The organism is Candidatus Paracaedibacter symbiosus, from assembly GCF_000757605.1.
Classification (GTDB): Bacteria; Pseudomonadota; Alphaproteobacteria; order Paracaedibacterales; family Paracaedibacteraceae; genus Paracaedibacter_A; species Paracaedibacter_A symbiosus.
On the sequence record NZ_JQAK01000004.1, the window covers coordinates 24,989 to 46,345 of the forward strand.

General features: G+C 42.7%; 23 protein-coding genes. 13 read left to right on the forward strand and 10 right to left on the reverse strand.

Annotated features, from left to right (window positions below):
* Position 1: 1 nt before the first annotated feature.
* The 6 genes from IG80_RS0108625 to fliI form a co-directional block, all read right to left on the reverse strand.
* Positions 2–880: a Kdo hydroxylase KdoO gene (locus tag IG80_RS0108625; RefSeq protein WP_032113671.1), complete on the reverse strand. Its 879-nt coding sequence runs from the start codon at positions 878–880 to the stop codon at positions 2–4.
* Between the two features lie 14 nt (positions 881–894).
* Positions 895–1,122, reverse strand: a complete 228-nt coding sequence (locus IG80_RS0108630) for a DUF1467 family protein (RefSeq protein ID WP_032113672.1) — start codon at positions 1,120–1,122, stop codon at positions 895–897.
* Between the two features lie 29 nt (positions 1,123–1,151).
* Positions 1,152–2,105, reverse strand: coding sequence for an acetyl-CoA carboxylase carboxyltransferase subunit alpha (locus IG80_RS0108635; protein WP_032113673.1), 954 nt, complete (start codon positions 2,103–2,105; stop codon positions 1,152–1,154).
* Positions 2,106–2,379: 274 nt separating this feature from the next.
* On the reverse strand, positions 2,380–3,309 hold the full coding sequence (locus IG80_RS0108640; protein ID WP_032113674.1) for a site-specific tyrosine recombinase XerD: 930 nt from the start codon (positions 3,307–3,309) through the stop codon (positions 2,380–2,382).
* A gap of 359 nt (positions 3,310–3,668) precedes the next feature.
* Complete coding sequence (locus IG80_RS0108645; protein ID WP_032113675.1) at positions 3,669–4,112, reverse strand: hypothetical protein; 444 nt, start codon at positions 4,110–4,112, stop codon at positions 3,669–3,671.
* The gene (gene fliI, locus IG80_RS0108650; RefSeq protein ID WP_032113676.1) at positions 4,078–5,427 is read right to left on the reverse strand and encodes a flagellar protein export ATPase FliI; all 1,350 of its coding nucleotides are present in this window, start codon (positions 5,425–5,427) and stop codon (positions 4,078–4,080) included. Before fliI ends, IG80_RS0108645 begins: the two co-directional genes overlap by 35 nt.
* A 159-nt stretch (positions 5,428–5,586) precedes the next feature.
* Between fliI and ctrA the strand changes: the two genes are divergently transcribed.
* The 5 genes from ctrA to IG80_RS0108675 all read left to right on the forward strand — a co-directional run bounded on the left by ctrA (position 5,587) and on the right by IG80_RS0108675 (position 11,482).
* Positions 5,587–6,375, forward strand: coding sequence for a response regulator transcription factor CtrA (gene ctrA / locus IG80_RS0108655; RefSeq protein ID WP_032113677.1), 789 nt, complete (start codon positions 5,587–5,589; stop codon positions 6,373–6,375).
* Between the two features lie 352 nt (positions 6,376–6,727).
* Positions 6,728–7,999, forward strand: coding sequence for a tRNA (N(6)-L-threonylcarbamoyladenosine(37)-C(2))-methylthiotransferase MtaB (gene mtaB / locus IG80_RS0108660; RefSeq protein WP_032113678.1), 1,272 nt, complete (start codon positions 6,728–6,730; stop codon positions 7,997–7,999).
* A complete protein-coding gene (gene ftsY / locus IG80_RS0108665; RefSeq protein ID WP_232224382.1) occupies positions 7,983–8,954 on the forward strand; it encodes a signal recognition particle-docking protein FtsY in 972 nt (323 codons plus the stop codon). The genes mtaB and ftsY overlap by 17 nt, the downstream gene beginning before the upstream one ends.
* 9 nt (positions 8,955–8,963) lie before the next feature.
* On the forward strand, positions 8,964–10,454 hold the full coding sequence (locus IG80_RS0108670) for an AMP nucleosidase (RefSeq protein ID WP_052046282.1): 1,491 nt from the start codon (positions 8,964–8,966) through the stop codon (positions 10,452–10,454).
* 134 nt (positions 10,455–10,588) lie between these two features.
* Positions 10,589–11,482 (forward strand): cation diffusion facilitator family transporter, encoded by an 894-nt coding sequence (locus IG80_RS0108675; protein ID WP_032113679.1) that lies wholly within the window; start codon positions 10,589–10,591, stop codon positions 11,480–11,482.
* Positions 11,483–11,549: 67 nt separating this feature from the next.
* Here the strand turns inward: IG80_RS0108675 and IG80_RS0108680 are convergent, their stop codons facing one another.
* Positions 11,550–12,356 carry an undecaprenyl-diphosphate phosphatase gene (locus IG80_RS0108680; protein WP_032113680.1) on the reverse strand — a complete coding sequence of 269 codons (807 nt, stop codon included), beginning with the start codon at positions 12,354–12,356 and terminating at the stop codon, positions 11,550–11,552.
* A gap of 75 nt (positions 12,357–12,431) precedes the next feature.
* Between IG80_RS0108680 and IG80_RS0108685 the strand changes: the two genes are divergently transcribed.
* Genes IG80_RS0108685 through IG80_RS0108695 form a run of 3 tightly spaced genes read left to right on the forward strand, consistent with a single transcriptional unit; the run spans position 12,432 to position 15,014 of the window.
* Positions 12,432–13,106 (forward strand): glutathione S-transferase family protein, encoded by a 675-nt coding sequence (locus IG80_RS0108685; RefSeq protein ID WP_232224383.1) that lies wholly within the window; start codon positions 12,432–12,434, stop codon positions 13,104–13,106.
* Positions 13,106–13,993, forward strand: a complete 888-nt coding sequence (locus tag IG80_RS0108690; RefSeq protein WP_032113681.1) for an SDR family oxidoreductase — start codon at positions 13,106–13,108, stop codon at positions 13,991–13,993. The genes IG80_RS0108685 and IG80_RS0108690 overlap by 1 nt, the downstream gene beginning before the upstream one ends.
* The gene (locus tag IG80_RS0108695) at positions 13,968–15,014 is read left to right on the forward strand and encodes a patatin-like phospholipase family protein (RefSeq protein ID WP_032113682.1); all 1,047 of its coding nucleotides are present in this window, start codon (positions 13,968–13,970) and stop codon (positions 15,012–15,014) included. Before IG80_RS0108690 ends, IG80_RS0108695 begins: the two co-directional genes overlap by 26 nt.
* A gap of 17 nt (positions 15,015–15,031) precedes the next feature.
* Here the strand turns inward: IG80_RS0108695 and IG80_RS0108700 are convergent, their stop codons facing one another.
* Positions 15,032–15,325 (reverse strand): BolA family protein, encoded by a 294-nt coding sequence (locus IG80_RS0108700; RefSeq protein WP_032113683.1) that lies wholly within the window; start codon positions 15,323–15,325, stop codon positions 15,032–15,034.
* A gap of 148 nt (positions 15,326–15,473) precedes the next feature.
* Here IG80_RS0108700 and IG80_RS0108705 point away from each other — a divergent pair, with 148 nt between their 5' ends.
* The 5 genes from IG80_RS0108705 to IG80_RS0108730 all read left to right on the forward strand — a co-directional run bounded on the left by IG80_RS0108705 (position 15,474) and on the right by IG80_RS0108730 (position 19,913).
* Positions 15,474–16,052: a J domain-containing protein gene (locus IG80_RS0108705; RefSeq protein ID WP_156962141.1), complete on the forward strand. Its 579-nt coding sequence runs from the start codon at positions 15,474–15,476 to the stop codon at positions 16,050–16,052.
* A gap of 249 nt (positions 16,053–16,301) precedes the next feature.
* A complete protein-coding gene (locus tag IG80_RS0108715; RefSeq protein ID WP_032113685.1) occupies positions 16,302–17,618 on the forward strand; it encodes an amino acid carrier protein in 1,317 nt (438 codons plus the stop codon).
* A 156-nt stretch (positions 17,619–17,774) separates the two neighbouring features.
* Positions 17,775–17,942: a 50S ribosomal protein L33 gene (rpmG, locus tag IG80_RS0108720; protein WP_032113686.1), complete on the forward strand. Its 168-nt coding sequence runs from the start codon at positions 17,775–17,777 to the stop codon at positions 17,940–17,942.
* Between the two features lie 140 nt (positions 17,943–18,082).
* Complete coding sequence (locus IG80_RS0108725) at positions 18,083–19,045, forward strand: hypothetical protein (protein WP_032113687.1); 963 nt, start codon at positions 18,083–18,085, stop codon at positions 19,043–19,045.
* A 196-nt stretch (positions 19,046–19,241) separates the two neighbouring features.
* On the forward strand, positions 19,242–19,913 hold the full coding sequence (locus IG80_RS0108730) for a superoxide dismutase (RefSeq protein ID WP_084756324.1): 672 nt from the start codon (positions 19,242–19,244) through the stop codon (positions 19,911–19,913).
* A gap of 88 nt (positions 19,914–20,001) precedes the next feature.
* Here the strand turns inward: IG80_RS0108730 and rsmD are convergent, their stop codons facing one another.
* Positions 20,002–20,553: a 16S rRNA (guanine(966)-N(2))-methyltransferase RsmD gene (gene rsmD / locus IG80_RS0108735; protein ID WP_032113688.1), complete on the reverse strand. Its 552-nt coding sequence runs from the start codon at positions 20,551–20,553 to the stop codon at positions 20,002–20,004.
* A 1-nt stretch (position 20,554) separates the two neighbouring features.
* Positions 20,555–21,355, reverse strand: coding sequence for a pseudouridine synthase (locus IG80_RS0108740; RefSeq protein WP_075553216.1), 801 nt, complete (start codon positions 21,353–21,355; stop codon positions 20,555–20,557).
* Positions 21,356–21,357 lie beyond the last annotated feature (2 nt).

The following is a 21,357-nucleotide window of genomic DNA, read 5'->3' on the forward strand; positions in this document are numbered from 1 at the left end:
ATTATACCAATTTTTGCTCCGTCAACCGTTCTAAAATTTTAAGCGGCGATAGCTCTGGTTGTGCCATCCCTGTCACTGGCAGGTGAATTGTTTGTTCAAAAAGATGCTGCCCAGACATGGCGGCGTGAGAAACCTGGTCCGTCATCACAATCCACGTTCCTCCCGCTGGAAAATGGATTGTTTCCTGTTCTGCCGTTTGCTGATAATTGATATCTGCCTTCATCTGGTCATGCATCTGGAGCATGTAGTGATCATAAAGAGTTCGATAAGATTTCGTCAGGCCAACCTTATGCAACAAGCATCTACTTCCCGGAAATGGCTTTTTTATCCGGGGCAAAAACTGGCGTGCTACTTTCTCAAAAGGCTCTCCCAACCGCCATACACGCGGTTTCCCTAGGGGGTTCACATTAGAAAATACCCGCAAAATACGGGTACCCTGGTTAGGAGTTGCAGGAAAAGCATCCACATGAAGCCTTGTGTCATCTTTTTTGAAGGACGTAACACGCCCTTCAATTTCAGCAGGTCTAAAACTTGTCCTAGCAATGTGAATATGAGGTTGATATTGTGGAAGAATGGTTGCTACCAGCTTTTGGCTTGATTCACAAAAACGATGCATCATTGCTTGCAAATATGCTGCCTTCTCTACCTTACAAGATGTCCCTTTTAATTGCTGACGTCGATGATCATAGCTGATGTTTTTTGACTTTGCGTCAAGTGTATTGGGGGTTAGGAATTCTGTCTCTTGTTCATTCAGAATAAACTTTAAATTTGGAAAAAAGAGAACTTTTCCATTCTCAATGGCTTGAATCGCTCGATCCATCTCTGCGTTAAGTAATTTTTCATCAAAACGAATTGTCTCAAAAAACTCCAAAGCTGGCATCGGTTGGTCTCCTCTCATAAATTTAACAAATTCAGACTAATTAAAAACTGAGCAATACCAAATAAGATAATTGAAATCAGAGTAGTCACACAGAATTTCAATCCAATTCGAGGTTTAGCTGGCGCACTTTCCGCATGCCCTACCCTCGGTTGCTTTTCTATTTTAACACCAAAGGGCAAGACCATGAAAAGGACGGTCCACCAAATGATTGAAAAAGCAACAATACTAGAAACAAGTGTCATAATTTCCTCCGATGACAGGGGGCACTAAACTAAACCCCCTTTGTTCCCAGGGACAGAAACTTGTGGGAGCGATGTTCCTGGATTGAATCCCCATTCATTTGTATTAATTTACTCAAAGCATCTTCAATGGCGCGGCCAACAGCTTTAATGGCCTCCTGTGGATGGCGGTGAGCCCCGCCCATTGGCTCGGGGACAATACGATCAATAACCCCAAGCTTATAAAGATCTTGAGCTGTTAATTTTTGCGCCTCAGCTGCCTCTGCGGCTTTACCCGCACTACGCCATAAAATAGAGGCGCATCCTTCAGGAGAAATCACCGAATAGACCGAATGTTCAAGCATCAGAACCGTATTCGCCACTCCAATGGCAATCGCCCCTCCCGATCCACCTTCCCCAATCACCACACTGATGAGGGGAACACGAACACGCAAACACGCCTCAATGCTTCTGGCAATCGCCTCTGCCTGGCCACGTTCTTCGGCATCAATCCCAGGGTAGGCACCCGCAGTATCAATAAAGGTGACGATTGGCAGTTTAAAGCGATCTGCCAACTCCATGAGGCGTTTTGCTTTACGGTATCCTTCAGGCTTTGCCATACCAAAGTTATGATGAACACGAGATTCCAAATCATTCCCTTTTTGCTGTCCAATGACCAAAACAGTCTGGCCCCCTAATCGCCCGAATCCACCAATGATTGCCTGATCTTCGGCAAAGGTTCTATCACCGGCCAAGGGTAAAAAATCTTCAACCAACTCATTAAGATAGTCAAAGAACTGCGGCCTGTTTGGATGCCGCGCCACTTGTACTTTCTGCCAAGCCGTTAGATTGCCATAGGTTTGACGCAAGAGTTTATCAACTTTGACTTGAAGTTTTGACACTTCATCCACAATGTTGAAATCCCCCGCTGTGGAGAGATGTCTTAGCTCTTCGATTTTTCCTTCAAGGTCAGCAATTGGTTTTTCGAAATCCAAAAAGACCGTCATACTCTGTTTTCCTTATTTGCTTTGAGTATCTATAGAACGTCACTTCGACATAAGAATCCTCTCAATGTCATTCTCATGCTGACAAGAGGGTCCATGTTTTTTTAACAGTATGGGTCCATGCTCCAACAGGTCCTAAAGCTTGCCTGTGCCAAGTTGGTTTCTTCGCTTCTGTTAAGGACAAAAAAGTTAAAAAAACTTACATTCTTACGCTTTCTTACATTCAAGTGATATTATATATTGTCTCTATCTTTATGTATTATTCCTATCTTGTACCCTAAATTTTTCGTTTTGCCAATGGATGATGCTGGGTAACAAGATTAACAACATGATTAGCCACCACATGAGTATAGATTTGAGTTGTTGAAATATCCGCATGTCCCAGCAATTTTTGAATCGATAAAAGGTCTGCCCCTCCTTGCAATAAATGGGTTGCAAAGGCATGACGCACCACATGGGGTGATACTTTTTCAGGATCAATGTTGCTAGCAATTGCAAGTTCTTTCAGTAATTGAAAAAATCGATGGCGAGTCAAATATCCCTCTTTACTTCTGGAGGGAAACAACCACTTATGATTTGCGGGATGCACTGTTTCTAAAAAGCGAGGGCGAATTTTTAAATAATTTTGTAAGGCCTCTACAGCATGCTGTCCCAAAGGAACCAGCCGCTCACGCCCCCCTTTTCCTTTAATAAAAAGCATTTGTTGATCAACAAGCCTCGATAAGTCTTTGGGAATGACTGCAAAGGGAAGCGAGACAAGCTCACTCACACGTAAACCACTGGCATAAAGAATCTCCAGCAGACAGGATAGGCGGATTCCTTGCGGTGTTGTCGCCGTTGTGGCTGCCTGATTAATCAAAAAGTCAACCTCTTCCATTGTCAGCGTTTTTGGCAATGGCCGTTCTGGCTTAGGACTATCTAAAAGCTGTGTTGGATCCCCCTCAATCAACTGTTCTGACAAAAGAAATTTATAAAATTGTTTAATCGCTGACAAGCGCCTTCCTTGCGTTGTGGCTGCCAAACCTCTGCTCGCTAAGGATTGAAGATAGGATTCAACGTCGGCTTTTTCACTCAAGCGTAAGAATTTAGGCGCAATGAATGCAGCAAAATCAGCTAAATCACGTTGATAGGAAAGGATGGTGTTTTGGGCGCTTGCCTTTTCAGCTGCAAGCATTTCAAGGAACAATTCGATATCTGTTAAAGTCATTTTATTCGTTTCATCGAATGGTGTTAAAAGGTATCATAATTGAGCTTGTTAAGAGAATCAATGCCAATAGAATTAATCACCTTGCTTAAAACTAACCACCTTTTGTGTGGGAACTTGAAGAGCCGGAATACCATACACCCCCAGTGCCATAAATGTAATTATGATGAGCAATGGTAAACTTACCCAAAAAACCTTCACAAAAAACATTTTGTTTTTCCTTTCCACGAGACCGCTAAGTAACTTAGTTTTTTCTATTTTCTACGCGCAGCTCAAAGTCTTTATTTTCTCAAGATCTATTTCACGATTTTTAAGCGGAAGCCGTCTTCAAATCATCTGAGGGTGACTGAGAAAGAGAGAATTTAAGCCTCCTTGACCTTAAGCTTATTCAAATGAAATCTAAGTTCACCTAATTGATCTAAGGTTTTTTGTTCTTCCCGTCCTTGGGCCACTTTCAGTTGCGATCTTGCTTGGGCTAAGGTTTGGTTGATCTTCTTAGAGTCCTGAAATTTTTCAACCAAAACACCATGCAATTCTTCTATTTGCTGGTCCAATTGGTCAATATTGGTGACCATTTGATGACTTGACTGCGTTGACCAGTTCTCATAGGCATTAAAAGTCATTCCGTAATCAGGGTTGTCCGTTAGCAAAATACGTTGTTCTTGATGGTGACTTTGTAAAGCCGCTAATTCTCCAGAAATCTGATCAATTTCTGTTTGAAGTTGACCGAATTGCAGGCGTAATTGATCCAGCTCAAACTGTAAAACCCGATCAATGGTGGAGAGATTCTTGATGAACTTCTTCATGAACGTCAAATACCTTTTGTAATTGTTGGAACGACTCGTCGAGAGACACTTGTTGGATGTGATGTTGACTTAAGAACCGTTGCAGCTGAGGATAATAAAAAATTGCCTCATCCACCTCAGCATTACTTCCCTGGCGATAGGCACCGAGGCGAATCATGTCTGCCATATCTTCGTACGTAGATAAAAAGCGCCGTGCCTGACGTACCAAGGTTTGTTCACCTTCGGAATGACATGCTGGCACCATTCGCGAAATACTCCGTAAAATATTAATTGCTGGATAATGACCCCGCTCAGCAATGGAACGCTCCAAAACAATATGGCCATCTAGAATCCCACGCGCCGCATCAGCAATCGGTTCATTGTGATCATCCCCATCTACTAGCACAGTAAAGAAAGCGGTGATTGTTCCTTGACTCACCCCCGGCCCTGCTCGCTCCATTACCTTGGCAAGCTCCACAAAAACGCTAGGCGTATAACCTTTGGTGGTGGGAGGTTCCATAGCTGACAACCCAATTTCACGTTGCGCCATCGCTAGACGCGTCACACTATCCATCAAACAAAGAACTGATTTCCCTTGATCCCTAAAATATTCAGCCACACTCATCGTAAGATACGCCGCGCGCCTTCGCATCAAGGGAGCTTCATCAGACGTAGCCACAACAAGCACACTTTTCTTCAATCCTTCTTCACCAAGGGTATCTTCAATAAATTCTCGGACTTCACGACCCCGCTCACCAATCAACCCAATCACACAAACATCGCAATCTGTATAACGTGCCAGCATGGACAAAAGCTTTGATTTACCCACGCCAGAACCTGCAAAAATCCCCAGACGCTGCCCCTTACAAGTGGTCAAAAACGTATTGATCGCCTTGACACCTACATCGATCCGCTGGGTGATTTTCTGACGTGAATGCGCCGACGGGGGAGATTGGCGAATTGAGACTGCTGTTTTACCCGGCATAAGCAACCCAGCCTCATCAACTGGTTGCCCTAGCCCATTAATCACGCGGCCTAACCAACTTTCATGGGGATAGACTTCCCCCTGATTGTCAAAAAAATCGACTCTTGCGCCCGGACGAACCCCATCCATTGACCCATAGGGCATAATCAGTGCCTGGTTATCCTCAAATCCGACAACCTCCGCCATTAATTTTCGATGGTTGCCGAGCGCAATTTGACATTGAGTCCCCACACTCACCACGTTGCTGTTGGCACTCGCCTTGATCATCAAACCATGCACTGAACGCACCACACCAAAAATAGTGAGGATGGGAATTTTTTCTATTAAATTACAGACGGCTTCAATGGACATATGTAAAACTTGTCTAAAATACACTATAAATATTATACTACATAAATAAGTTAAGAAATGGTTAAATTTTATTTAAAAAAAATAAAAAATTCCGATAGTTATCTGTAAATTTATTTGTTACGATAAATTTAAAGAACTATGTTTTGACGGGGATTTACGATGCGAATACTCCTCATAGAAGATGACTCAGCAACCTCAAGAACGTTGCAGTCCATGCTGAAAACCGAAGGGTTTGTTTGTGATACAACTGACCTTGGTGAAGATGGATTAGAAATTGGCAAGCTTTACGAGTACGATATTATTATTTTGGATTTAATGCTTCCTGACATGAATGGTTATGAGGTGCTCAAACGCCTTCGCGCCGCCAATGTTAAGACGCCGATTTTGATCTTATCTGGTCTAAAAGATACAGATGACAAAGTCAAAGGCCTCGGGTTTGGAGCAGATGATTATATTACCAAGCCCTTTAATAAAGTTGAACTTTTGGCCCGTGTCCATGCGATTATCCGCCGCTCCTGCGGCCATTCTGATTCAATTATTAGAACAGGTCGTCTGGCACTCAATCTCCAACAACGCACTGTCTCTATTGATGAGGAGATCATTCATCTCACCGGCAAGGAATATGCGATTTTGGAGCTTTTGTCTCTGAGAAAGGGGATAACCCTGACGAAAGAGATGTTCTTAAATCATCTATATGGTGGCATGGACGAACCTGAGCTTAAAATTATCGATGTGTTTATTTGTAAATTGCGCCGAAAATTATCTGAGGCATTGGGTGGCATTGATTGTATTGAAACAGTTTGGGGACGTGGCTATGTTTTGAGGGATCCCCAATCCTCCCAAAAAGGAGATGCTCGCAAAGAAATTCCTATCACCAGCCAGGAAATGAGTGCTCCAAAAGTGGAATCCCACTCAAAGGATAAACTAAGCGCAACCTCATATCGTTAAGATTCTGGAAGTAAAGTGTGAATATCCTCCTCAATGACGGGTTTGATGGCGTCGCTGGGAGGGGAGTTACTATAAGATGATATCTTTTAAAGGCCGGCCTTGAGTCGGTTTTTTTATTATAAAATTGAGATGAAAAAATTGAATTTGATTGAATAATCTTCTGGAACATGCTTTATTTTGTGACTACATTAGTGAAAACTTATAATGTAATGTGATCTATACTGGTTATTATTGCCCCTCAAATTTCGTGAGTGTGAACACGCTTAGACGAGAATGACAAGTTTGACGTATATAAAAAGCAGCAGTATATATTGAGTTCATATTACATACAAAACAACGACTTAAGCAATAAATGACTCAAAAAGTGCCACAAGTTATTACATTTGGCTGTCGCCTCAACACCTATGAATCGCAAGTGATCAAGGATCTTGCCACAGAAGCAGGCCTGGAAGAAGCCTTCATTATCAACACTTGCGCGGTGACATCTGAGGCTGAACGTCAGGCTCGCCAGTCCATTCGCAAAATCCGCCGCGAAAATCCTACCGCCAAAATCATTGTGACTGGTTGTGCTTCCCAAATTAACCCTGGCAAATATGGGGAAATGCAAGAGGTTGACCGCGTCATTGGTAATGATGAAAAAATGAAGCTACAAAGCTATCTTGACCATGAAAATCAGGAAAAAGTTTTGGTCAATGACATTATGTCCATTAAAGAAACAGCAAGTCATTTGATTTCTGGCTTTGAGGGCAAAGCACGGGCTTTTGTTCAGGTACAAAATGGCTGTGATCATCGGTGTACTTTTTGCACCATTCCCTATGGCCGGGGTAATTCACGCAGCGTTCCTATTGGCGAGATTGTCACTCAAGTGCGCACACTTCTCGAAAATGGCTATCCAGAAATTGTTTTCACCGGCGTAGATATTACCGCTTATGGCGCCGACCTTCCAGGCCAGCCAACCCTGGGACAAATGGTTCGCCGTATCCTTGCTCTTCTGCCTGACTTGAAACGCTTGCGCCTCTCCTCCCTTGACCCCGTTGAAATGGATGAAGATTTGTGGCTCCAGATTGGCAACGAACCGCGTCTTTTGCCGCACCTACACATGAGCTTGCAAGCTGGAGACAATATGATCTTAAAGCGAATGAAACGTCGCCACCTCAGAGAAGATGCTATTGCTTTTTGCCAAAAAGCACGCGAACTTCGACACGATGTTGTATTTGGTGTTGACTTAATCGCTGGATTTCCAACAGAAACTGAGGAAATGTTTGAAAACACGCTGGCAATTGTGGAAGATTGTGATCTCACCTTCTTGCACGTTTTCCCCTACTCGCCCCGTCCTGGAACACCGGCAAGCAAAATGCCGCAGGTTAAAGGTCCAGTGATAAAAGAGCGAGCAACACGCTTGCGTCAATCAGGTGAACAAGCATTGCAACGACTCTTAAAAAAACAACTTGGCACCACTGTGACGCTTTTGGTTGAATCGGTGGAAAATGGTCTTATTCAAGGCAAAACCGATCATTTTATTCCGATTTCTATTCCTTCCCCAAATGCTATTGAGATTGGAAGTGTGATCACAGCACACGTGAGTGATATCACTCAAGATCAATTGATTGGAGAAATTTTGTAATGTCCCAAAGCAGTGCATCAACCGAAAAAAAGGCTGGTGGTCGCGCCTGAAGCAAGGGTTACGTAAATCATCGGACAAACTCAATGATGGCCTGAAGCATCTTTTTATTAAGAAAAAACTCGATTACGCAACGATTGAAGAGTTAGAAGAACTTCTCATTCTCAGCGATATTGGTGTGGAAACAGCTGCAAAGTTTGCTGGCAACCTGGCGAAAGAAAAACTCGATAAAGATGTTACAATTGAAGAAGTCAAACAATTTTTAAGCGCCCAAATTGAGGAAGAGCTCCGCCCTTATGCTGTACCGCTTGAAATCTCTCAAACCCATCGTCCCCATGTGGTTTTAGTGATTGGTGTGAATGGGAGCGGGAAAACCACAACCATTGGCAAGCTTGGGAAACTTTGGCAAGATCAAGGACTCAAAGTGCAATTTGTCGCGGGCGATACCTTTCGTGCTGCAGCTGTTGAACAGTTACAGGTGTGGGCCAATCGCCTTAGCATTCCTATCTCAACCACGCACGCCGGTGGTGACGCCGCAGCCCTTGCCTTTGACGCGCTTGAATCAGCTAAGCAAAACAATTGCGATGTTCTCATTATCGATACAGCTGGACGTCTCCATAACAAAGCTGGCTTAATGGATGAATTGAAAAAAATTGTCCGAGTCTTGAAAAAAGTAGATGCCGATGCGCCCCATGATGTGCTGTTAGTGCTGGATGCCACAACCGGCCAAAACGCCCATCTACAGACAAAAACCTTTAAAGAAATGATTGGGGTAACCGGCCTTGTCCTGACTAAGCTTGATGGAACAGCTAAAGGGGGGGTTGTTGTTTCCCTCACCCAAAAGCATGATCTTCCTATTCACGCTATCGGGGTCGGCGAGACGGCCGAGGATTTACGACCCTTTACAGCCAAAGATTTTGCGAATACACTGGTAGGATTAGAAGCTGAAGAAGGATAATAATGAAGAATGCTTTTTAAAGAACTCCTCGGGGCTAGAACCTTTTTCCCTGGCTGTACGGATCTAAAAGAATTCACAGATGCAACAACAGCTGTTGGCTACCTAACTGAGCTTTACAATAAAAGCACGGGGATTGTCCGCAAAAACTTTGAAACATTACTCTATGGCGAGAACGAAATCGAAACCCCTGAGAATGCAAACTATCCGTTTATTGGCATCAAGGTTGACCGTAAAGATTTGAACATGGACTCTCGCCATGCCTATGGCGTTGTGAGTGAGCCTGGGGTTTATTCAAGTACAGTCACCCGACCAGATATCTTTGGCAAGTACTACGAGGAACAAATTAGTCTCCTTCTCGAACGCCATAAAGTGCCTATTCACGTTGGCACTAGCCCTTCTCCGATTCCCCTTCCCTTTGCCCTTGACAGTCAATCAACCTACAAGGATCCTAACGCTTTTGAGATAAGTCAGCTTTGGCAAATGGATTCAGGCTTTGTACTTCCCAATCTTTCGCGCATCGATGATGATGTCGCTAATTGCGTTGCCGCGCCTCACTTGGGGTCAACTAGACCAATGTCGATCTTTTCAGGTGAGAGAACAGACTTTTCCTTGCATCGTCTCCACCACTACACTGGGACGTCTGCAGAACATTTCCAAGGTTTTGTACTCCTCACCAACTATCAGCGCTATATTGATGAATTTATTACTCTCGGATTGGCAGAAATCAGCAAGTCGGATGAGTATGAAAGCCTGATCATTCCTGGCAACAAAAAATGCACATCGCTTGTAGACGTACCAACAGGAGCAGGATTACCACAAATGCCTGCCTATCACTTAAAGCGCAAAGATGGCATGGGAATTACTTTTGTAAACATTGGGGTTGGTCCAAGTAATGCAAAAACGATTACTGATCATTTGGCCGTATTGCGCCCTCATTGTTGGCTAATGTTGGGTCACTGCGCTGGATTGAGATCAACCCAAATTCTTGGTGATTATGTACTGGCCCATGGTTATGTGCGGGAGGATCATGTGTTGGATCAAGACTTGCCACCGTGGATTCCAGTTCCTCCTATTGCGGAAGTCCAAGTTGCTCTTCAGCAGGCAGTTGCCAACATCTCTCACCAAAATAGCCTGGAACTTAAAACCGGTATGCGCACAGGAACGGTTGTCACAACTGATAACCGCAACTGGGAACTTCGCTCACGTGAACTTTACGAGCGTTTCAAACAAAGCCGGGCGATTGCGGTGGATATGGAATCCGCAACTGTTGCTGCCAATGGTTTCCGATTCCGCGTGCCTTATGGCACCTTGCTGTGTGTTTCTGATAAACCGATTCACGGGGAGCTCAAATTACGGGGGATGGCCAACAAATTCTACCGAGAGCGGGTCAGTCAGCATTTGCTTATTGGTCTGGAGGCCCTACGTCTTATTCGCGAGCAGGGAGTCGATCAACTACATTCGCGCAAACTGCGTGGTTTTGATGAACCACCGTTTAGGTAGGAAGGCATTCTTCCCCTATTATACCCCTCCCACCGGAAAGTTATACAAAAAATGGTCAGAAATTCCTCCTTGCCACTTTCTTTCCCTTTAGCCTATGCTCCGGGAGAGGGCTTAAGCGAGAGGTTTATTATACCATGCCACATCAACATCACCATATTCATGATATCAACAACAGATTTTTGCTCGGTATTTTTCTAAATTTTCTTTTTACAGTTGTTGAGTTTTTTTATGGGATTCAGGCAAATTCAGTCGCCTTAGCTGCGGATGCCGTCCATAATGCTGGGGATATCATTGGATTGCTCATTGCCTGGGCTGGTTTTCAACTCTGTCAAAAAAAGACATCAGCCAAGTTTACTTATGGCTTAAAAAACGCCACTATCATCGCTGCTTTCCTTAATGCAATTATCTTACTGGTTGCTGTTGGCGGTCTTTCGTGGGAAGCCATCAGTCGTTTTGGAGAATCACAAACTGTTGTCCCAATAACCGTAATTGCGGTCTCAGTGTGTGGAATTCTGGTAAATGGCATAAGTGCCTTCTTTCTCACTAAGCATCGTCACCATGATATCAATATTCAAGGCGCTTTCCTCCATATGGTCCTTGATGCATCCATTTCTTTTGGCGTGGTGGTAGGGGGAGTTTTAATGTTGTGGCAGCCCTCGTGGACATGGATTGACCCAGTAATCACGCTTCTTCTTTCAGCCGTAATTTTAATCCATTCCTGGGGGCTCTTCAAAGAATCATTGAATTTAATGCTGATGGCCGTGCCGACATCTATCGACTTTGGTAAAATCATGCAAGATTTAAAGAAATTTCCTGGCGTTACCAGCTACCATGACCTTCATATTTGGCCCATTAGTACCACTGAAACAGCCCTTTCGGTCCATCTCGTGGTAGAACCCACCTTCTTTACCGATAGAACGAGTCGCTCTTATGTCGAAAAAATTAGAACATATCACAAAATTTCCCACGTCACCATTCAATTAGAAACCGATGACAGCAAGAAATTATGTGAGGTTGATTGTACTTAGCTTATTTTGCTGTTGCAGCTAACTTATCTATAAGCTGGGGGTCGTTTGGGTATAAACCCTTCAAATACTAAAAAAACATCAGCAATCCACTACCAAGCAGAATACGATAAATAGCAAAGGGCGCGAGCGAGTATTTTGCAAGATAGGCCATCATAAAGCGGATGGCGAGCAATCCAAAGGCAAAAGAAAACAATATCGCATATCCCACATCCATAGTTAGAAGAGGCGTTCCTTCTTTAAGTGCATCCAGGCAAGTCAAAACACCTGCCCCCATAATTGCTGGAATTGATAGCAAAAAAGCAAACCGCGCCGCTAAAACACGGTCAAGCCCCAAAAATCGCCCAGCAGTGATACACACCCCTGAACGACTGGTTCCTGGAATGAGCGCCAATGCTTGGGTAAATCCAATAAACAATCCCTTACCCACCGTCAAACTATTCACACTATGAAGGCGCTGCACGAGGCGGTCAGCAAGATAAAGCAAGATACCAAAAAAGATACTGGTAAAAGCAATAACTCTCACGTCACGAACTATATCCTGCCCTACCTTTTTAAGAATAAAACCAAAGATCACCGCAGGAATTGTTCCAATAATGATCAGCAAGCTTAAGTGAACATTAGGTGTGTAACATTTTTCGGCAAGGCCTGACAAAATATAGCGCAACGAATCACACATCATTGCCCAAATCTGCGCTCTAAAATAAAGGAGAACCGAACACAGGGTCCCAATGTGAACGGCGACATCAAGCTCCAATCCTTGGTCTTGCCATCCCAGCAGTTTGGGAAGCAAAATTAAATGCCCTGATGAAGAAATAGGCAAAAATTCCGTTAATCCTTGAATAAAACTTAAGATAAAGATATCAAACGTCGACATATTTAAAAAATTCAAACTCTTTAATTGCAGATTGTATCGTTATGTCATACCTTTAAAAGGTATAAAAGGTAAAAAATGATGCGCACACTTTATCACTACACTTTATGCCCTTTTTCCCGGAAAATCCGGTTAATTTTGGCTGAAAAGAAACTTGACTTTGATTTGGAACCGGAAAAGTTCTGGGAAAAACGTGAAGAGTTTCTCCATATGAACCCAGCAGGTCAAGTTCCCGTCTTCATTGACTTGAATGGCACAATCGTAGCGGATAGCTATGCCATTGGGGAATACTTAGAAGAAACCTATCCGGAAAAACAATTCCTTGGCAGTTCTTCCATTCCCCGGGCTGAAGTACGTCGTCTTACCGCCTGGTTTGATGATAAGTTTGCGCGTGAAGTAAGCCTTCCCCTTATGTTTGAAAAAACATTGCGCCGGTATATGCGAGAGGCAGGACCTACAAATTCTACGGTTATCCGTAATGCCAAAGCAACCATTCACTTTCATCTTCAATATATTTCCTGGTTGATAGATCGGCGCAATTGGTTAGCTGGGGATGATTTATCCATTGCTGATTTTGCCGCTGGCGCGCACTTTTCTGTTGTAGATTATTTAGGCGACGTCCCTTGGGATGATTACGAACCTGCAAAAGAATGGTATATGCGCCTCAAATCTCGTCCCGGCTTTAGAACACTTCTGTCAGATCGCTTGGCAGGTATTCCGCCCGCCCCTCACTATGGGGAGCTTGATTTTTAATGACAAGTTTATTTTGTTTTGGACTTGGATATGTAGCACAGCATCTAGCAAACAAGCACCCTTTTTGGCGGTGTATGGGGACAAAACAAGCTAAACCACTCAGTGAAAATCGCTTTTCTATCTCTCCTTATGAGACCGTTATCTTTAATGAGTTTCAACAGTTTGACCCGACGATCCTGGATAAATATAATCAATTCTTGATTTCCATTCCTCCTATCAAGGGGGCTGATCTTGTTCTCAAACACTATCAGAATTACTTTAAGAAGCGTGGATCATCGATTCGCTGGGTCGGCTATCTTTCTGCCACCAATGTGTATGGGGATCATGACGGCGCCTGGGTTGACGAAACCGCCACAACCAACCCAACAACAATCAACGGACGCGCAAGACTTGAGGCGGAGAAACAATGGCTGAGTCTTTATGAAATGCATCACTGCCCCGTCCATATTTTTAGGCTTAGCAGTATTTATGGCCCCGATCGATCCCCCCTAGAGAAGATCCTCTATGGCAAGGTAACCTTTCTTGTTGATAAAACGGGGCATTTTTTCTCACGGATTCACCTCTATGATATCTGCCGCGTTTTGCAGGCAACTCTTGAGCAACCACGCCCAGGTCAAATCTTTAATCTTGCAGATGATCTACCTGCTGAATATACAACGGTGATGGAATATGCTTATGCGTTATTGGGCGAGCTACCCCCTCCTAAACTGCCACTCGAAAGTGCAAAAATTTCTCCCGCCTTTCTCGAGTATTTTAAAGAAAGCAAACGGATAAAAAACAGCAAAATTAAGCAAGAATTAGGAATTTCTCTGCTATACCCAACCTATAGAGAAGGATTCCAGAATTGTCTCGACTTCATCAATGACAAAGAACAAAAAAATATCTAAAGTTAATTTAGCTCTCCAAGGCGGTGGCGCTCATGGTGCCTATACTTGGGGTGTGCTTGATCGTTTACTTGAACAAGAAGATCTCGTCATTGAAGGGATAAGTGGAACAAGCGCCGGCGCAATGAATGCCGCTATTCTTGCCAATGGCTATACAAAGAATGGTCCTGAGGGAGCAAAAGAGGCTTTAAAGTCGTTTTGGTGGGAAATTAGTCTTCTTGGAAATTTTAGTCCTTTTAAATCCTCTGCTATGCGAAATGGTAACCCTGATTGGAACCTGGATTGGTCTTTGAGTTATAATGCCTTTGCACTCATGTCGCATATGCTTTCTCCCTATCAAATGAACCCTTTAAACATGAACCCACTGAAGTGGGTGTTAGAAAAAACGCTCGACATTGAGGCGTTGCGCTCCTGTGAAGCGATTAAGCTATTCATTGCGGCCACAGCCGTTCGAACAGGACACCCGCGAATCTTTCGCCAACATGAAGTCACCATCGACGTCCTCCTGGCCTCTGCCTGCATTCCAACGATTTTTCAATCAGTTATTATTGAGGGAGAGCCTTATTGGGATGGGGGTTATATGGGCAATCCCGTCATCTGGCCATTGATTTATTACACAGATAGCTCGGATATCATCCTTGTTCAGATCAACCCTCTTTATCGTGAAGAAACACCGTACCATTCCTATGAAATAGTTAATCGTCTTAACGAGATCACTTTTAACTCAAGCCTAATAGCTGAAATGCGGGCGGTCCACTTTGTCTCAAAACTCATTGCAGATGGTAAATTAAATCGTGATGAGTACAAACACCTCAATATTCACATCATTACTGAGGGTGACCAACTCCATAAGCTCAATGCTTCCAGCAAGATGAATACGAAATGGGAGTTTTTCCAATATCTCCGCAGCATTGGCTATGCTCGGGCGGACGAATGGTTAAAACATCACAAATCCGCCATCGGTGAACGCTCAAGCATTGATATTAGGGAAGTATTCTTAAGTAAAAAACCAAAATTTTGTTAAGGCAATCATTCTATTTCTTATGCTAAAGTGCCCGTACTTTCATCTGAATCTTGGGTAGTGAGTGCAAGTGCATGAAGCCCTGCTTTCATTTCATCATGTAAGATGGCATAGACCCAACGATGACGTTCTACCTTAGAGACTCCTTTAAATCTCTTTGACACTATTTTCACCCGAAAATGAGTCCCTCCCTGCGCGGCGTCAGGATTGTGGTCTGCATGCTTAAAGGATTCATCGATAACAGATAAAATATCCGGTTCAAACTCTGCTTGTAGTTTTTCTGAAATTATTAGTTGCAATGTTGTCGCTTTCAACCGAAACCCCCTTGATAAATTGTGGCTCACTTTTATCTGGACGATCCTTAAAGAGAGCCTCCGATGGGCGTCGCTCCAAAATAAAAATCGCCTCAAATCTGTTGGCTATAATCTCGACTTCTTCAAGTATTTTGAGTATACTTCTTACATGTTTAGAAAATTTACGCAATGGTTTGATAACCCCCCTCCTAAAAACGCACCCGACAATCATCCGTGCGATTATCAGAATTGCGTTGAAAGGGGGATTTACCGCGCCCCAAAATCCCGACACCAATTAGACAAAGGCGTCAATGATTGGCATTGGCTTTGCCTTGGCCATGTTCGTGACTATAATAGCTCTTGGAATTATTACACAAACATGTCGGAAACCGAAATAGTGAATGAACGCCAAAGCGACATTACTTGGGATCGGCCAACCTGGTCGCTCGGTGATCAGCCTCAAAACAAAATTTTTCAGTATAAATTTGAGGATCCGTTTGGGTTTTTTGAGTCACAACCTAAAAATAATTCAGTTAATAATACAATTAATCCTAACCAAGATGCCCTTGACCTTTTGGGGCTAAGGATTCCATTTACCCGTGAACAACTCCAAAAAAACTATCGGCAGTTAGTGAAAAAATATCATCCTGACACGAATCGCGACAATCCTGAAGCAGAGGAAATGATACGCAGGCTGAATCAAGCCTATTCTCGATTACAGAAAATGGGAGAGGAAGGATTTCTTTAGGCCCGCCAAAAAACAGTCCTTTATAAGCTTTAATTCTTTACTTTAGTAATTATTCTACTAAAATTACTATCTCTTGTCACTTTTCCCTTGCTCTTCCATTCAAAAACCCTTAAATCATGAAAGTTATGATGAATACATTTATACATACCTCTAAAAAACACCTCAAGCGCAGCGCGCGCTAATATATTTTGTTGCCTAGATTCTTCCCTTTTATCCATACGTTAATATTAAAATAGTTTGAGATTCATTATGTCTTATGTTGAGTCGTTTTTTATACATCTTCGCACGGTTGATGACTTTTTTTGGAGTTATATTGGTTTTACGCTTGTTGTTAGTTTAGGTTTATATTTCACTCTTAAAACCAAGTTTTACCAATTCCGCACCATTGGCAAACTCAAACAAACAATCAAAGATTTACACCATGAATCCAAAGCTGTGCCTGGAGGCGGTATCCATCCCATTCGACTTTATTTTGCGTCCGTTGGTGGTATGGTTGGGCTTGGTAATGTGGTGGGGATTATCACAGCCTTGATTATCGGAGGTCCTGGCTCATTGTTTTGGTTGTGGATCGCGTCTTTTTCAGGGATGTTGATTAAATATGCGGAAATTTACCTCGGGATCCATTTTCGCATGCAAAACAGTGAGGGCAGCTATGACGGCGGCCCCATGTACTATTTACGCCATGCATTTAAGTCCTCGCTGATTCCTGCCGTTGTGGCAGTTTTACTCTGCATCTATGGGGTAGAGGTCTACCAATTTGTCATTATCACCGATACTCTCAGCCAAACATTTGCCCTTCCTAAATTCGCTGTCATGCTTACACTTGTTGGCCTTACTCTTTACACGGCAATAGGGGGTGTGAATCGCTTGGCTTCTGTCTGTAGTATCTTAATGCCAGGATTTATGATTGGCTATATGGCCATGTGTTTATGGGTGATTGGCTGCCACTTTGAGATGATCCCAGGTGTCTTGGCAACAGTTGTCAAATCTGCTTTCACCGGCCATGCCGCCATTGGTGGTTTTGCCGGTAGCACCTTGATGCTTGCGGCTCAAAATGGTATTGCCCGCGCCGTTTATTCTGGCGATATCGGTATTGGGTATGATTCGACTATTCAATCAGAAACAAAATCACAATCACCGGAAAAACAAGCCCGGCTTGCAATTTTCTCACTGTTAACCGACTCCGTTATTTGTAGTTTGAGCATTTTGGTTGTTCTGGTGACAGATCTGTGGCACAAAACGCCAGCTCTCCTCCCCTCGGAATATGTTGCGGCTGCCTTAGGAATGCACTTTCCCTATATAAATATTTTTATGGCGGTATTTTTCTTTCTTGCCGGATTTACAACGATTTTAGCATTCTTCACCGTTGGCATGAAATGTGCAAAATTCCTGTCAAATACTTGGGGAGAAAGGTTATATCTTGTTTATGGTGCTTGTTCATTTATTTTCTTTTCTTTCTTTGACCAATCAAAAGTTATCTTGATCATGAGTGTCTCGGGTGGCTTACTGATGCTAATTAATATGGTTGGCATTGTCAAATTACGAGATAAAATTTATTTTAAATAACAGTAAAAGAGGAGAATTCTGACGAAACCAAAAATTTGGGTTTCTAGCTAGCAAAAGGCGACGACTTCCAAAGAAGCCTATTGACGTTTGGAGTTGTTCTTGATACATATTAGCTAATTGAATTAAGGGGCCTATTTCGCCCGCAGGAGATAAAAAATGGCAAAGTCCGCAACAATCGCAGTAAAAATGCTCAGCACAGCTGATACAGGTTATTTCTACGTTGCTAAAAAGAACCCACGTAAAAAGCCAGAAAAATTCGAATTCAGAAAGTACGATCCAGTTGTTCGTAAGCATGTTGCCTTCAAAGAAACAAAAATTAAATAGGTTTCGCTTCGACGCTCCAAACCGTTAAAAAAACCCTCCCACCTTTTTAGGTGGGTTTTTTATTATTTTTCCTGTTGAATATCAAAAAAAACACACCATATGTGATCCATAAGTAACTTTTCAATAAGGATTTTATTAAGATGACAAAATTCTCTTCTATCTTTTGCCTACTATTAACTACATCTGCCTTTGCAATGGAGCCTGATAGTCTGCGCAGCCAGATAACCCCATCTTTTACACAACACCTATCTTCTACACAATTGCAAAAGGTCGATATTCTCAACACTCCCTTGACTGCAGAAATGTCAGCAGAAGAAATTAAGGAAATTGGTAGCACCGCATATCCATATTATGAACTTTTCTTAAAGCTTGAAAATCTGCAAAAGAATGAGGATAAAGTCTCTCCAAATAAATCTCTTGAACTTCTTGAATCTCAACTCGATCGCGATAAACAAGAAATTCATAACCAAGAAAAACGCATTGAAACATATAAAGAATATATTAATAAAGCAGCGACTTATACTCCTGGACTCAATGAAAAGGATGATCTTATTTTTGGTGTCAAATGGTATCCTGAAGGCATCACAAAAGATGGGAGAGTTTCAAGCTATCGTCCACAGTCTCCCTATCAAGGTTCAAACAGCCAGGATTTACAAACGGCATATGATGCACATTTTAAACGGGATGAATTCCGGGCAAGAAAGGTAAAAGAATTCGAAGAGGATATTAAAACGAGCGAAGCTAAAATTACTTCTTTAGTCGAATCCATGAGTCAGACTGCCAAAAAAATTGAGCAAGAAAAAGAAAAAGAAAAAGAAAAACAGTTGGAGGAAAGTAAGCCTATCCTAGAAACGCAATCAGGGCTTACTTTGCCGACTATTATGACATTAAAAAATGTCTTCAGAAACATAGCGAACTCAAGTATTAGAATTATTATTGAAACAAAACCTAACGCATCTGATGAAGTTTTAAAATCCGTTCAAGAAAATAATCAAACTCAAACTCAAAAAGCATTAAAGGCTTATATTGTGCTTCAAGAGGCTCTAAACTATATCAATATCAGCGCTGAAGATATTCGAAAAATTTATAACGACTCAAAGTGACTAGTAGCCTAGATGCAATAGTAAATTTTATGGAGGCCCACATTCAAGTGGGTTTCTCTTTTTTATTAAATATTTGATCTTATTTTCTCCTTCTTCCTTAGAAAGAAAGTAGGGTTTTCTTAAAAAAATATCACAAAATCATGCTGAAAATCATCATGGAGAATTATAAGCTGGCTTTTCATAGAGGAGAAATTCGATGTTTATAAAAAATCTCTTTCCTGCCTTCATTCTCTTTGGAGGGTTCGCTTTATTAGCTAAGGCAGAAACAGCGTCAAAAATTGAACTTCCCGCGCTTCCATATGAGATGGATTCCCTTGCCCCTTACATTTCTGAAAAAACTTTAGAATTTCATTATCGTAAACATCACCAAACTTATGTAGACAACTTAAACACACTCATTGAGGCAAAAAAACTTCAAGGAAAATCCTTGGAGGAACTTATTTTATTAGGTGCAAACGATCCAAAATTAATCCCAGTGTTTAATAATGCAGCTCAAACTTGGAACCATACGTTTTACTGGAATTCAATGAAAAAAAATGGCGGTGGTCAACCAACAGGTGCACTTCTTGACAAAATCAAAAAGGACTTTGGCAGCTATGAGAAATTTAAAGATGCTTTTGTTGACGCCGGCACTAAGGTTTTTGGCAGTGGTTGGGTTTGGCTCATTTTAGAAGGCGATACCCTTAAAATTGTTACTACGAGCAACGCAGACCTTCCCCTTACTTCTGGTAAAAAAGCGCTTTTAACCTGCGATGTATGGGAACATGCCTATTACTTAGACTACCAAAATCGGCGCAAAAGCTATGTGGAAGTGTTCCTTAATCATCTTGTCAACTGGAGTTTTGCTGCAGCAAATATGAAGAGTTAGTTTAAGTCTGCCACCTCCCCTATCCCTTCATGGTTGACATAAGAGTATACGGCAAGATCCGTTATGAATACTATAGACGTGCCCTTGCCTAGTCGACTTTCAAAATTGATACGGTGGTATTTGAAAAGGTACGCGCCGTTAGCAGAAAAAAGGGAGTTTGGGAAAAATCAAGCTTTGTCTTTTTTGATGTTTCCAGAACTATAATCGCGCCCGACCTTACCCAGCCTTTGACCACAAGTTGTTCTAGCACTTTTGCTTCAAGATCATGAGAATAAGGCGGGTCAATAAACACCAAATCAGCCGGCCTCACTGCCGGGGACAACTCAAGAGCATCTTGAGCGCAGATATAGGCCTTTTCCTGGATTTTTAAGTGATGGACATTATCTAAGATTACCTGACGTGCAATCGGGTTTTTATCAACAAAGGTAACATGAGCCGCCCCACGCGACAAAGCCTCCAGCCCCATCGCCCCGCTGCCGGCAAATAAATCTAAAGCAACCGCCCGATCAAACTCAAATCCTTCTAGGTGAAGCAGGATATTAAAGACAGATTCACGTACCCGGTCGGTTGTTGGCCGAGTAATAGAGTCAGGAGGACGCTGTAATTTTCTTCCCTTAAATTCACCCGAAATAATACGCAATTTAACGCGTCCGTTTTGGTTTGGGGGGTAGACGTCTCGTTGGTGGTTTCTTTAAAGAAAGAGTTTTTTTGGCGGGCTCATCAGCTTTGTTATTAAAAAAGGGAAAATGCTTAGCAAATTCAGTGTAGGAAATTTCCCACAGATCGCCAGGTTGCTTGTCTTGCAATTGGAAAGGCCCATAAGCCACTCGAATTAAGCGATTCACCTGCAGGCCTAAATGACGCATCACTTCCCGAATTTCACGGTTTTTTCCTTCATACAGGGTCATAAATAACCAGGTATTGCGCCCCGATTGCCGGTCAATTTCCGCATCGATCCGGCCATAGTGAATTCCGTCAATGGTAATGCCACCTTTAAGATCCGCCAATTCCCTGGGGTCCACCTCGCCAAATACACGCACCTTATAATACCGCGGCCACTGAGTTGTTGGTAGTTCCGCATGGCGAGAAATTTGACTATCCGTCGTCAATAGTAATAGTCCTTCTGAATTCAAGTCAAGCCTACCCACAGAGACAACACGCGGCATTTTAGAAGGCAACCTTTCAAAAACCGTGGGTCGTCCTTGCGGGTCCTTGTGGGTCGTAATCAATCCAACTGGTTTATAAAATCCCCATAAGCGTGATTTTGGTTTATCAAGTAGATCTCGCCCATCAACGCTCACCATATTGGTCGTATCAACATTAAAGGCCGGGGTTGAAACCACCACGCCATCAACGGTCACCCGTCCCTCAAGAATTAATTTCTCTGCATCACGGCGAGAACATACACCACTGCCTGCGATTCGTTTTGCCAATCTTTCCATGA

Bases quoted from the DNA above. Each gene is read 5' to 3' on its own strand.
- mtaB (WP_032113678.1), top strand. From the start codon at position 6,728: ATGACTCAAAAAGTGCCACAAGTTATTACATTTGGCTGTCGCCTCAAC.
- IG80_RS0108670 (WP_052046282.1), top strand. From the start codon at position 8,964: ATGCTTTTTAAAGAACTCCTCGGGGCTAGAACCTTTTTCCCTGGCTGT.
- IG80_RS0108740 (WP_075553216.1), bottom strand. From the start codon at position 21,355: ATGGAAAGATTGGCAAAACGAATCGCAGGCAGTGGTGTATGTTCTCGC.
- IG80_RS0108625 (WP_032113671.1), bottom strand. From the start codon at position 880: ATGCCAGCTTTGGAGTTTTTTGAGACAATTCGTTTTGATGAAAAATTA.
- rpmG (WP_032113686.1), top strand. From the start codon at position 17,775: ATGGCAAAGTCCGCAACAATCGCAGTAAAAATGCTCAGCACAGCTGAT.
- IG80_RS0108705 (WP_156962141.1), top strand. From the start codon at position 15,474: ATGTTTAGAAAATTTACGCAATGGTTTGATAACCCCCCTCCTAAAAAC.
- IG80_RS0108635 (WP_032113673.1), bottom strand. From the start codon at position 2,105: ATGACGGTCTTTTTGGATTTCGAAAAACCAATTGCTGACCTTGAAGGA.
- IG80_RS0108715 (WP_032113685.1), top strand. From the start codon at position 16,302: ATGTCTTATGTTGAGTCGTTTTTTATACATCTTCGCACGGTTGATGAC.
- IG80_RS0108730 (WP_084756324.1), top strand. From the start codon at position 19,242: ATGTTTATAAAAAATCTCTTTCCTGCCTTCATTCTCTTTGGAGGGTTC.
- IG80_RS0108675 (WP_032113679.1), top strand. From the start codon at position 10,589: ATGCCACATCAACATCACCATATTCATGATATCAACAACAGATTTTTG.
- IG80_RS0108640 (WP_032113674.1), bottom strand. From the start codon at position 3,309: ATGACTTTAACAGATATCGAATTGTTCCTTGAAATGCTTGCAGCTGAA.
- ctrA (WP_032113677.1), top strand. From the start codon at position 5,587: ATGCGAATACTCCTCATAGAAGATGACTCAGCAACCTCAAGAACGTTG.
- fliI (WP_032113676.1), bottom strand. From the start codon at position 5,427: ATGTCCATTGAAGCCGTCTGTAATTTAATAGAAAAAATTCCCATCCTC.
- IG80_RS0108685 (WP_232224383.1), top strand. From the start codon at position 12,432: ATGATGCGCACACTTTATCACTACACTTTATGCCCTTTTTCCCGGAAA.
- IG80_RS0108725 (WP_032113687.1), top strand. From the start codon at position 18,083: ATGACAAAATTCTCTTCTATCTTTTGCCTACTATTAACTACATCTGCC.
- IG80_RS0108630 (WP_032113672.1), bottom strand. From the start codon at position 1,122: ATGACACTTGTTTCTAGTATTGTTGCTTTTTCAATCATTTGGTGGACC.
- IG80_RS0108690 (WP_032113681.1), top strand. From the start codon at position 13,106: ATGACAAGTTTATTTTGTTTTGGACTTGGATATGTAGCACAGCATCTA.
- IG80_RS0108645 (WP_032113675.1), bottom strand. From the start codon at position 4,112: ATGAAGAAGTTCATCAAGAATCTCTCCACCATTGATCGGGTTTTACAG.
- IG80_RS0108680 (WP_032113680.1), bottom strand. From the start codon at position 12,356: ATGTCGACGTTTGATATCTTTATCTTAAGTTTTATTCAAGGATTAACG.
- IG80_RS0108695 (WP_032113682.1), top strand. From the start codon at position 13,968: ATGACAAAGAACAAAAAAATATCTAAAGTTAATTTAGCTCTCCAAGGC.